Annotated in this window: 8 protein-coding genes; 7 read left to right on the plus strand and 1 reads right to left on the minus strand. The window is 37.3% G+C overall.

Translation table 11 applies throughout. The features are described from left to right. The first annotated feature begins 28 nt into the window (after positions 1 to 28). The 5 genes from dinB to AB674_RS14880 all read left to right on the plus strand — a co-directional run bounded on the left by dinB (position 29) and on the right by AB674_RS14880 (position 7045). Positions 29 to 1210, plus strand: coding sequence for a DNA polymerase IV (gene dinB, locus AB674_RS14860; protein WP_047777872.1), 1182 nt, complete (start codon positions 29 to 31; stop codon positions 1208 to 1210). After that, positions 1210 to 4266: a DNA polymerase III subunit alpha gene (locus AB674_RS14865; RefSeq protein ID WP_047777874.1), complete on the plus strand. Its 3057-nt coding sequence runs from the start codon at positions 1210 to 1212 to the stop codon at positions 4264 to 4266. Before dinB ends, AB674_RS14865 begins: the two co-directional genes overlap by 1 nt. Positions 4267 to 4391: 125 nt before the next feature. Continuing rightward, a complete protein-coding gene (locus tag AB674_RS14870) occupies positions 4392 to 5783 on the plus strand; it encodes an exonuclease domain-containing protein (RefSeq protein ID WP_047777876.1) in 1392 nt (463 codons plus the stop codon). Positions 5784 to 5794: 11 nt separating this feature from the next. Further along, the gene (locus tag AB674_RS14875) at positions 5795 to 6418 is read left to right on the plus strand and encodes an alpha-ketoglutarate-dependent dioxygenase AlkB family protein (protein WP_047777878.1); all 624 of its coding nucleotides are present in this window, start codon (positions 5795 to 5797) and stop codon (positions 6416 to 6418) included. Between the two features lie 165 nt (positions 6419 to 6583). Then, positions 6584 to 7045, plus strand: a complete 462-nt coding sequence (locus tag AB674_RS14880) for a DUF1810 domain-containing protein (protein ID WP_047777879.1) — start codon at positions 6584 to 6586, stop codon at positions 7043 to 7045. 344 nt (positions 7046 to 7389) lie between these two features. Here the strand turns inward: AB674_RS14880 and AB674_RS14885 are convergent, their stop codons facing one another. After that, complete coding sequence (locus tag AB674_RS14885) at positions 7390 to 8802, minus strand: APC family permease (protein ID WP_047777881.1); 1413 nt, start codon at positions 8800 to 8802, stop codon at positions 7390 to 7392. 462 nt (positions 8803 to 9264) lie between these two features. Between AB674_RS14885 and AB674_RS14890 the strand changes: the two genes are divergently transcribed. Both AB674_RS14890 and AB674_RS14895 read left to right on the plus strand, forming a co-directional pair. After that, entirely contained in the window at positions 9265 to 10023 is a 759-nt protein-coding gene (locus AB674_RS14890) for a methyltransferase domain-containing protein (protein WP_047777882.1), read from the plus strand. A 435-nt stretch (positions 10024 to 10458) separates the two neighbouring features. Next, positions 10459 to 11853: an alpha/beta hydrolase family protein gene (locus AB674_RS14895; protein WP_047777884.1), complete on the plus strand. Its 1395-nt coding sequence runs from the start codon at positions 10459 to 10461 to the stop codon at positions 11851 to 11853. The last annotated feature ends 446 nt before the right edge of the window (positions 11854 to 12299 follow it).

Raw genomic sequence — 12299 nt, forward strand, 5'->3', positions numbered from 1 at the left:
TAATTTTGTCTTATTCAAAAACAAAAAAATGGCACGGGCAATTGTACACATGGATTTGGACACTTTTTTTGTGTCCTGCGAAAGGCTCACCAATTCTCAATTAGAAGGTATTCCGCTAATTATCGGTGGCGGTGACCGTGGTGTGGTTGCTTCCTGCTCCTATGAAGCACGTCATTTCGGAGTTCGTTCTGCCATGCCCATTTACATGGCGATGAAACTCTGTCCACAAGCCAAAATCATCAAAGGGGATATGGAATTGTATTCTCAATTATCACATAATGTTACTCAGGTAATTCAGGAAAAGGCGCCCATTATGGAAAAAGCCAGTATCGATGAATTTTATCTTGATATCACCGGTATGGATCGTTTTCACGGAAGTTATAAATGGACGAATGAACTGGCGCAAGCGGTCAATAAAGAAACAGGACTTCCCATTAGTTTTTCTTTATCTGTCAATAAAACCGTCTCTAAAATTGCAACCGGAGAAGGCAAACCAAAAGGAAATTTAGAAATTCCGGAACATGAAGTACAAGCCTTTTTAAATCCATTATCGATTCAGAAAATACCGATGGTTGGTAATGTAACTTTTCAGCTCTTATCCCGAATCGGAATTCGCACGATACAAACCCTCTCCGAAATGCCTGCCGAAGTACTACAGCGCATGATCGGAAAAAATGGTCTGGACATCTGGAAAAAAGCAAATGGCATTGACAATACTCCGGTAGAACCTTATTCTGAACGAAAATCGATTTCTACCGAACATACTTTTTCTCAGGACACGATCGATATTCCAAAATTGAGAAGAATACTGATGGGAATGGTCGAAAAACTGGCTTTTCAACTCCGTTCTGAACAATGGTTAACCTCTACAATTACGGTTAAAATACGTTACGCCAATTTTGACACCGAGACCAAGCAATGCAAAATTGCGTACACATCAGCAGATCATATTTTAAATAAAAACGTAAACGATCTATTCGATAAAGTTTATCAGCGTCGTATGCGTCTTCGCTTGATTGGCATTCGCTTTAGCGGACTCGTTCGCGGTACCTATCAAATTGATCTTTTTGAAGACACTCAGGAAATGTTGTCTTTGTATGCCGCTATGGATAAAATGAAAAGCCGCTATGGTTTTGATGCCGTTATGCGTTGCGCCGGAGCGTCTATTAAACCCAACACTAAAAATGAAATTCTAAAACGCCACCTCTAATGTATCTCAACTGTCATTCTTTTCATTCGCTGCGTTATGGCACCATTTCTCTTGAGAAACTCCTTGAGCAGGCGGTCGAATGCAATGTAAAAGCCATGGCACTTACCGACATTAATACTGTCACCGGAATTTATGATTTTATAAAAGGCTGTGAACCAAAAGGTATAAAACCTTTAATTGGTATCGAATTTCGTTCACAACATCAATTGCGTTATATTGGTCTGGCAAAAAATGCAGACGGTCTTGCAGAAATGAATCGGTTTTTGACGGCACATAATTTCAGCGGAGAAACACTGCCTCAAATTGCACCCGAATTTGAAGCTGTCTTTCTTATCTATCCTTTAGAAAATGCACCTGCTGTTCTTCGTGAAAATGAATTTATCGGAATTCGACCTGAAGATTTACCAAAGCTTTTTCTTAAAGAATGGAAAACTAAAATCCAAAAAATGGTTGTTTTACAGCCCGTAACTTTTCAAACCAAAAAAGAATTTAATCTTCATAAAATTTTACGTGCCATAGACACCAACAACATACTGTCTAAACTTACCGAAACGGATTATTGCAGCACTTCTGAAGTAATGCTTCCACTTTCGTCCCTTTTATCCGCTTATGACGATTATCCGGAAATTATTGCCAATACACAAAGGGTTATTGACGAATGTAATTTCACCTACGAATTTAAAACTCCAAAAAATAAAAAGTTTTTTACTACTGATCGCAAGACCGACTTTGCTTTACTAACGGAGCTGGCGCAAAAAGGATTGATTTGGCGCTATGGCGAAAATCATACTTTGGCAAAATCACGCATCGAAAAAGAGCTCAAAGTAATTGACGAACTGGAGTTTAGCGGTTATTTTTTAATTACCTGGGATATCATACAATACAGCAACAGTCAGGGTTTTATGCACATTGGCCGTGGTAGCGGTGCCAATAGTATTATTGCTTATTGTTTAGGCATTACAGATATCTGCCCGATAGAATTAGATCTTTATTTTGAACGCTTTTTAAACCTCAACCGTAAAAGCCCTCCCGATTTTGATATCGATTGGAGCTGGAAAGAACGCGACACCATTCTTCACTATATATTCGATAAATACGGCAGGGATCATGTGGCTTTTTGTGGGACCAATGTCGAATTCAAATACCGCTCTATCTTTCGCGAAGTGGGTAAAGTATTTGGTCTTCCAAAAGAAGAACTTGACAAACTTACTAAAAATCCAATGAATCTGCACGAACCAAATTCAATTGTAAAACTCGTGCAGGAATATGGTATGCTTCTCGAAAAATATCCCAATCAACGCAGCATGCACTCCTGCGGCATTATCGTATCCGAAGAACCGATAACGAACTACACGCCTCTGGAAATGCCTCCAAAAGGATTCCCCATTGTTCTTTTTGACATGCATACAGCGGAAGATATTGGCTTTGAAAAATTTGATATTCTAAGCCAGCGCGGTATTGGTCATATTGATGACAGTGTGAAACTTATTGAAAAAAACAGAGGCATTAAAGTTGATATTCGCAACACTGCTATTTCTAAAGACGAAGCCGTTTGCAATACCTATCTGGCTCAAGGAAAAACCATTGGCTGTTTTTATATTGAAAGTCCCGCCATGCGAGGCTTATTGCGCCGTTTGAATTGTGATACGTATAAAATTCTGGTGGCCGCTTCCTCTATTATTCGCCCCGGTGTAGCACAATCCGGAATGATGAAAGAATATATTTTTCGCCACAATCACCCCAATCAGTTTGACTATTTTCATGAGGTCTTTAAAGAGCAGCTCGGAGAAACCTACGGCATTATGGTATATCAGGAAGATGTGATTAAAATCGCCCTGCATTACGGAGGTCTTCCTGCTGCCGACGGAGATATCCTACGTCGTGCCATGTCCGGTAAAGGCAGATCTAAAACAGCGTTACAAAAAGTAAAAGACAATTTCTTTGCCTGTTGTGCCCAAAAAGGGCATCCTCAGGCGCTTAGTGAAGAAATTTACCGTCAGATTGAATCTTTTGCGGGTTATTCTTTTTGTAAAGCACACTCCGCTTCTTATGCCGTAGAAAGTTATCAGAGTTTGTATTTGAAGGTTAATTACCCTATCGAATTTATGGTGGCGGTAATCAACAATCAGGGTGGTTTTTACAGAACCGAAGTTTATGTACACGAAACACGTATGTCGGGAGCAACGATTGAGAATCCTTGTGTCAACAAAAGCGATTACCAAACCACTTTATATGGCACTGCTGTTTATTTAGGTTTTATGCATCTGGAGCGTTTAGAATCAAAAATAACCTTACTCATCATATCCGATCGTGCTAAAAATGGCGATTTTGCCTCTTTGGAGGATTTCATCAATCGCATTCCAATTGGTTTGGAAGGTATTAAAATTTTGATTTTTATTGGTGCTTTTCGCTTTACAGGAAAAACCAAAAATCAGCTTCTGGTTGTAGCCAGTCTGCTTTTAACCAATTTCAAACCCGAAAACAGAAGTCTGATGCTCTTGCAGGAACCAGCCAAAGAATACAAACTTCCGACTTTGGAACGTTCTTTTTTTGAAGATGCTTTTGATGAAATAGAGCTGCTGAGTTTCCCCGTCTCCTGTTCTCCTTTTGATTTATTGCAAACCAAATATCGTGGTGATGTCATGGCCAAAGATCTTGTGGTTCATCATAAAAAACAAGTCCGAATGTTGGCGTATTTAATTTCAAGAAAACACGTACCCACTAAAAAAGGAGCCATGTATTTTGGAACCTGGGTGGACAATGAGGGAACTTATTTTGATACGGCACATTTCCCGGATAGTCTGATACAATATCCGTTTCAGGGCGGCGGCTGTTATTTGTTATTAGGTACTGTAGAAGTTGATTATCACTTTCCGACTATTACCATTAACAAAATGGCTAAAATGCCTTTTATTCCTGATCCGCGTTATAGCGATTCGAAAGAACATCAGTTTAAAACTCAAAATCAAATTAAGGAAGATGTCAGTAATACGCATCGAAAACCTTATCCACAGGAACATGAAATCCATTTGCCGCGACATCGAATGAAATTTTAAAACAGAAAAACCATTATTTTTTAACAGATAAAAACATAGTCTTTGTAACGCTCATTTATTCAAATAAACATAGCGCCACGTATTAAACATCTAAATAACACAAGAAGAATTTACGTTTTATAAAAATGAAAAAGCAGGAATATGCCATAGTAGATATCGAAACCACCGGCGGTAATGCCAGTGGCAGCCGCATTACAGAAATTGCCATCGTTATTCATGACGGTATAAATGTAATCGACCGTTATGAAACACTTGTAAATCCGGAAAGAGAAATACCAGATGCCATTTTTGGATTAACCGGAATCAATAACGAAATGGTCGCCAATGCACCTGTCTTCGATGCTATTTCAGATAAAGTACTGGAAATGCTTACTGATCGTATATTCGTGGCACACAATGTCAACTTTGATTATTCGTTTATACGACACCAACTTGAACAAGCGGGATTCAAATGGACAGCAAGAAAGCTATGCACTGTTCGCGCAGCACGAAAAATCAAACCCGGATTGGGTTCGTATAGTTTGGGCAATCTTTGTAATTCATTAGATATAGTTATAGAAAACAGGCATCGCGCCGGTGGAGATGCAGATGCTACTGCCCTTTTATTTTCTTTATTACTTGAATGGGACGATGCCGGAGAAATAGAAAAAATGATTCTAAAAACGGCACAAGACCAACGTTTGCCTCCTAATCTGCCTCCCGACGATTTTACTCAATTACCGGAAAAACCGGGAGTCTATTATTTTTATAATCAGGTAAAAAAAGTCATTTATGTAGGTAAAGCCGTGAACATAAAAAAACGTGTTGCTTCTCATTTCAGTGGGCATAACATTAATTCGCAAAGGCAAAATTTCCTGCGGGATATTTACGGGATTTCTTTTGAAATTTGTGCTACTGAATTAATGGCGTTGCTTTTAGAATGTACCGAAATCAAACAATTATGGCCCACCTACAATCGGGCATTAAAACGTTTTGAACCCAAATATGGCCTTTATCAGTATGAAGCCCGAAATGGTTATAAATATTTAGCAATCGGTAAAGTCAACAAATTTCAGGTTTGTACTCATGAATTTAACAGCCTTTATGATGCCATCAACTTATTGAGAAGTTTATCCGAACAATTTAAAATCGACCAGCGCTTTTGTAAATATTCAAAACCTGAAGAGGGTGTGGTTTTTCAAAATAATGACATTGAAGACTCCCCTGACGTCTCACTGCACAACGAACAAGTCGACAATGCAATTGATTTTTTATTAAATCAAAGACCCAGTTTCGCCATTATAGACAAAGGCAGGTCTACTGACGAGCGCAGTTGTATCTGGGTTGAAAAAGGGCATTTTTATGGTATGGGATATATTCCTTCAGATGCTTCCATTACAGAACCATCAGAAGTCAAAAATTATGTTACACCTTACAAAAGCAATCAATACATTATGCATTTAATTTTTGCTTACGCAGAAAAGCACCCGAATAAAATTCTATTTAACAAACAGTTCTCCAAACAAGCTTTATCTTAAAAAATTGAGTCATGACACTATTTAACGATACCGAATTATTTACTTCAGGCCTTCGCGGAAAAACCGTATTTGACCTGCCTGACTGCGAACTGATTCTGATTGATAATTTTTTCAGCAAAGAAGAATCGGATCAATATTATGAAAAACTGCTTCATCAAACCAAATGGAGAGAATATGAAATGGAAATGTTTGATAAAACCGTTACGGCACCCAGAATGATTGCCTGGTATGAGGATAAAGAGAATAAGGGCGCAGACCCAAAAGGTCCGGACTGGTCTTATGATTTATTGAGCATCAGAAGCCGGGTAGAAAAAGAAACCCAACTTGACTTTAATAGTCTGCTCCTTAACTTGTATCGAAACGGTAACGACAGCGTTGCCTGGCACAGTGATAAAGAACACCATACCGGTTCAAATCCAATTATTGCATCAGTGACATTTGGAGATACCAGAATGTTTCGCTTGCGTCATAAGTTTAGAAAAGACATTGGTCAGGTGGAAATTCCATTACATCATGGTTCTTTTTTATTGATGGCGGGAACCACAAATAGTTTTTGGCAACATCAGGTTCCCAAGACAGCCAAAAACGTATTACCTCGAATCAATCTGACTTTTAGAAGAACCTTCCGAAAGTGATGATTATGACCCAATAAAGTAAATAACAGGCTTTTTTACACGTGCATTAGCGTAAGAGATACCTTCCTTCAAAAGTTAAAACGCACACTGTATGAAGCTTTTACTAGATAAACCCGATTTTTTTTGTACTTTTGCAACCCTTTTTTTTATAAATAAAATACCAAAATGGCTTATTCAAACAATGATTTAATGCGCTTTTTAGATGCGCAAAACAAACTTTATCTTACTGCTCTTTCTGAGATTAACAAAGGGAAAAAAGAAACCCACTGGATGTGGTTTATCTTCCCTCAAATCAAAGGATTAGGCAAGAGCGATACTGCAAATTATTATGCCATTAACGACCTGAAAGAAGCTGCTGATTTTCTGGAGCATCCTATATTAGGAAAACACCTTATCGAAATTTCAGAACTATTATTAACGTATAATAGAAAATCTGCCGAAGCTATTTTGGGAGACTTAGACGCTCGCAAATTGCGTTCTTGCATGACACTTTTTTTCCTGGTAGAAAATACGAATCCTATATTTCAGAATGTATTGGATGCTTTTTTCTCCGGCGAAATGGATCCTTTTACAATGTCTATTATTAATTCAACAATAAAATCGTCTGTTGAGCCTGAAGTAGTTTAAACTACTGCGACAATTGATCATTTGATTTAAACGACACTATCTTTTCTTAAAGTAGTGTCGTTTTTTTTTAGTTTCTAAGGTACTGAGGTTCTAAGATTCTAAGATTCTGAGCTGCAGAGGTAAAAGCTTTGTGTCTTTGCGAACAAAAAATTGCGCTCCTTAAAAAAAGCCTTGCGCACTTTGCGCAAACCCTTTGCGAACCTTGCGATTAAATTTCTCGCAAAGACGCAAAATCGCAAAGTCTTCCACTTGAAACCTGAAACCTGAAACTTCAAACTTGAAACTTCAAACCTGAAACAAAAAAACTCAGCATCTCAGCATCTCAGAACCTAAGCAACTCCTAGCTAAACCTCTTTAGGTTTCGTTAAATAATACACCGGAATTCCAATTAACATAATCAAGATTCCCCAGCCACAGGTTGAGAATTTCGTGATTAATAGCGAAATACAAATGGCAGTCGCAATTACAATATAGAGCAGTGGTAAAAACGGATATCCAAACGCTTTATAAGGTCGCTCTACGTCTGGCATTTTTCTGCGTAGGACAAAGATTCCGTAAATCGTTAAAATATAAAAAATCAAAACGATGATGATTACGAAGTCCAATAAATCTCCGTATTTGCCTGTCAAACACAAAGCCGAAGCCCAGAAACATTGCGCCCAAAGTGCCCATTCCGGAACACTGGATTCGTTTAGAACAGCTGCTTTTTTAAAGAACAGACCATCATTTGCCATCGTATAATAAACTCTTGCACCGGCCATAATCAATCCGTTGTTGCAGGCAAAAGTCGAGATCATAATCATGATTGCGATAATCAATGTTCCGATATCTCCAAAAATATAATCTGAAGCTACAACGGCTACACGATCTGATTTTGCTGTTGCAATTTCGTTAAGCGGAATTACAGCCAGATACATCAAATTGGTTAACACATAAATAATCGTCACTATAAAAGTTCCAAGAAACAAACTGAAACCAACATTACGTTTTGGGTTTTTAATTTCTCCTGCAATAAAAGTCACTCCATTCCAAGCATCACTTGAAAATAAAGATCCTACCATCGCCGCAGAGATACCGGTAATCAAAGTCGTTCCACCAATCGGAAGCCATGAACCTGTTTCGGCATTATAAGCACGTGTTGTCCAGGCATCCGCCCAGTTGGCATCCCAAACCGAAGCTTTCGCAGCCAGCGTTAATCCAAAAACGATTAAGCCCAGCAAGGATAAAATTTTGATAATCGTAAGAACCGTTTGCAGAATCTTTCCGTTTTTTACGCCACGGCTATTAATATACGTCAATAAAATAATCGTGAAAATCGAAACAATCTGAGCTGCATTGAGTTTAAAAGCCCCCAATGTAAACAATACGTTTTCGTCACTCAAAGGTTCATAAAGATAAGCGGCAAACTTGGAGAAAGCTACTCCTACCGCAGCAATTGTTCCGGTTTGTATGACAGCAAAAAAGCTCCAGCCGTACAGAAACGCAATCAATTTGTTGTATGCTTCTTTCAGGTACACATACTGTCCTCCGGCTTTTGGAAACATGGCGCTTAATTCGCCATAACTCACAGCTGCAATAACTGTAATTAATCCTGAAAGCAGCCAAATCAGTGTCAGCCATCCGGCAGAACCTACTTGTCTGGTAATATCAGCACTTACTATAAAAATTCCTGACCCGATCATAGAACCTACCACAAGCATGGTTCCATCTAATAATCCGAGTTCTCTTTTAAAATGTTCTTGGTTGTCTTCTTGCATTATTCTAATTTTTGGTTGGTTAAAGATATACTTTTTTTGGAAATCTTGGATTTAAGATTTGAAATTGCTAATTTTAGATTGTCGGCAATTGCTAATTCTTCTACAACTTCCGGTTTACTTATAAAAAACCACAAGTTAGATACATATTCTTAAATTATTTAGGACTTCTTTTTCTAGAGATCAGTTTCTAAGTCTTTAAATCATAATTTTTGCGTTTTTTTTCACGCAGATTTTGGAGATTTGGCAGATTTTTTTTGTTTTTATCTGCTAAAATCTGCAAAATCTGCGTGCGTCATTTTTTATAGCCCTTACCTTAATAGTAGCGCGATATTATACAAAAAAAAATAAAAATCAAACGCAGGCAGCTAGCTCTTCTAAAAAAATAACAACTTTGATTTCAATAGCCCTTTCCCTAATACAATTTAATTCGTATTTTAGTTTAACATCTTAAATAGAAAGCACATGACCTGGGATCCAAGCAAATACAACGAATTTAAAGAAGACCGTTACAAACCATTTGGAGACCTCACCAGCCATATCGTTGACAGACCCAATCTCAAAGTTATTGATTTAGGTTGCGGTACCGGTGAATTAACCCAAAAACTGTCTAATCAACTTACGGATCCTGTTGTACTTGGAATCGACTCTTCTGCTGAAATGCTGGCAAAAGCACCTCATCAGGAAAATATACTATTCAGACAATTTTCTATTTCAGAACAACTGGAACAGGAAACTAAATGGGATTTGATCTTTTCGAATGCTGCTTTACAGTGGGTCGATCATCATGAGGAACTTTTCACCAAAATAATATCCCGTATTAACTCAGGCGGACAATTAGCCGTACAAATGCCACAGCAAACGGAAAATGTATTGAACAAAATTTTACTGGATTTAGTACAGGAAGATCCTTATGCTTCTTATTTAAATCATTGGACACGTCCTTCTCCGGTTTTGACTTTGGATCAATATGCCAAAATCCTTTTTGATAATGGCGGGAAAAATTTGGTTTTATACCAAAAAGTATATCCGTTGATTTCAACTCAGCAGGATTCCTTTTTTGACTTTATTTCGGGCTCTGCACTCACGGTTTATCAGGAACGCCTGAAAGACCGGGAATTTCAAGAATTATCAAATGAATTCAAGAGACGAATTAATCTCTATTTTCCGGCAGTTCCTTCAATTTATGCGTTCAAACGATTGCTTATGTATGCGACTTTTTAAGAAAATAGTGATGCTTTACTACTTTTAAAGGGATCAAATTCAAAAGTTGCGGGGAAGTGAAAATCTCGCAAAGTCGCAGAGTCGCAAAGTTTTAATTAAAAAGTAGAAAAAAAATTGTGACTCCATGATATATCGAGAGCCCCAAAGTGAGAAAGTGGAAAACAGAAAGGTAAAGCTTAAAATAAATAAAAAACTTTGCGGCTTAGCGTCTTTGCGAGAGCGTTAAAGCGAGAAGTTGGAAAAATAAGACTTAAAAAACTACGATGAAAAAGTATAAGATGTGCTACTTCTAACAAAAGAGAATTTCTAAAAATTACTCCACAACTTTTGGACTTGATCTCTTCTAAATTGTATTAAAAAATATACCGCTCCTATATTACTTTACTGTAAATTCGTGTTCTTATAAAACCAACCATAAAACCATCTTATTAAATCATGAAGAAATTACTTCTATTATTACTTGCTTTTAGTAGCATAACAACTGTTTTTGCGCAAGATATCACCGGGCAGTGGAACGGAATTTTAAAAGTGCAGGGAACACAATTAACCGTTATTTTTAATGTAAACAAAACCGAGAACGGATTTAGCTCCACTATGGACAGTCCGGATCAAAAAGCAATCGGCATCCCTACCACCTCAACCAGCTATGAAAATTCGACTTTGAAAATTGCCTTAGCTAATTTCCGAATTGAGTATGAAGGTGTTTTAGGCAAAGACAATACTATTACAGGAATTTTTAAACAAGGCGGACAATCTTTTCCATTGAATTTATCCAAAGAAAAAATTGAAAAAGAAAAGCTCGTGCGTCCTCAGGAACCCGTAAAACCATTTCCATATTATAGCGAAGATGTTGTTTTTGAAAACAAGTCAGCCGGAATAAATTTAGCCGGAACTTTGACATTACCGAAAAAAGAAGGCGTATTTCCTGCTGTAATTTTAATCAGCGGAAGTGGACCACAAAACAGAGACGAAGAACTACTGGGGCACAAACCTTTTCTGGTATTATCGGATTACTTAACTAAAAATGGCATTGCTGTTTTACGCTTTGACGACCGAGGGACTGCGGCTTCAAAAGGAGATTTTAAAACGGGAACTTCATTAGATTTTTCTACAGATGTAGAAGCCGGAGTTCAATTTTTGCTTTCCCGAAAAGAGATCAATAAAAAGAAAATAGGATTAGTGGGACATAGCGAAGGCGGGTTAATCGCTCCTATGCTAGCCAGTAAGTCCAAAGACATTGCTTTTATCGTGTTGATGGCAGGGCCCGGATTACAAGGCGATCAATTGCTTCTACTACAGCAAAAATTAATAGCAAAAGTAGGAGGAGCTTTTGATTCTGACATTGAAAGAACAAAAATCATCAATCAAAAAACTTTTGAGATTGTAAATAAATATAAGGACCCGCAGGAATTAAAAACGCAACTAACAACTTATCTAACCGAAGTATCCCAAAATAATCCGGACAAACCCGGAAGTATGACCTTAGAAGATTATGTCAATTTACGAGTTGCTCAAGTAACAAATCCATGGATGGCTTATTTTTTAAGATACAATCCCGAACCGGTATTAGAAAAAGTGAAGTGCCCAGTTTTGGCCTTAAACGGAGAGAAAGATTTACAGGTCGCTCCTAAAGAAAATTTAGAAATCATTCAAAAGGCACTTGCAAAAGGGGGCAACAAAAAGGTAACTATAAAAGAGATCCCAAATTTAAATCACCTGTTTCAGGAATGTCAAACGGGTTCTCCCGATGAATATTCAAAAATCGAACAAACCTTATCACCAATTGCAATGAACGAAGTCCTGCAATGGATTAAAGTGCAAACGAAATAACTTCTTCTATAAAAAACCAGAAAACTGCAAATTCACCATTTGCAGTTTTTTTTTAGCCCCAACTGAACCACGATGGTATTGCAAAAGATCATAAAAGCAAACCGAAAGATTAAACAAAAAAGGCTACAAAACAGGAATTTTAAGTGATAACCTCTCTTATCAGTCTTTATTTTTAGGTTTATTCTTCAAATTTCAACCTCTACAAAAAATTCTTACACCAAAACAAACAACAAACTAAAAACCAATTAGTTACATGAAAACAAATTGAACTAAATATAACAAAAAAGAAATATTTTGTCATTTGTAAAACTTTTCTTTTTTTTTATTAATTTTGAGAGGAGTCACATAAAAGCCCTTAACCTTAAGAATTAATTAACAATTGTTTATTTTTTATCAAATAAACAATCAAGCTCCAAAAGTGTCAATAAAAAACAATGCTGTCAGAT

Source organism: Flavobacterium sp. ABG (genome assembly GCF_001027725.1).
In the GTDB taxonomy this organism is placed as follows: domain Bacteria; phylum Bacteroidota; class Bacteroidia; order Flavobacteriales; family Flavobacteriaceae; genus Flavobacterium; species Flavobacterium cupriresistens.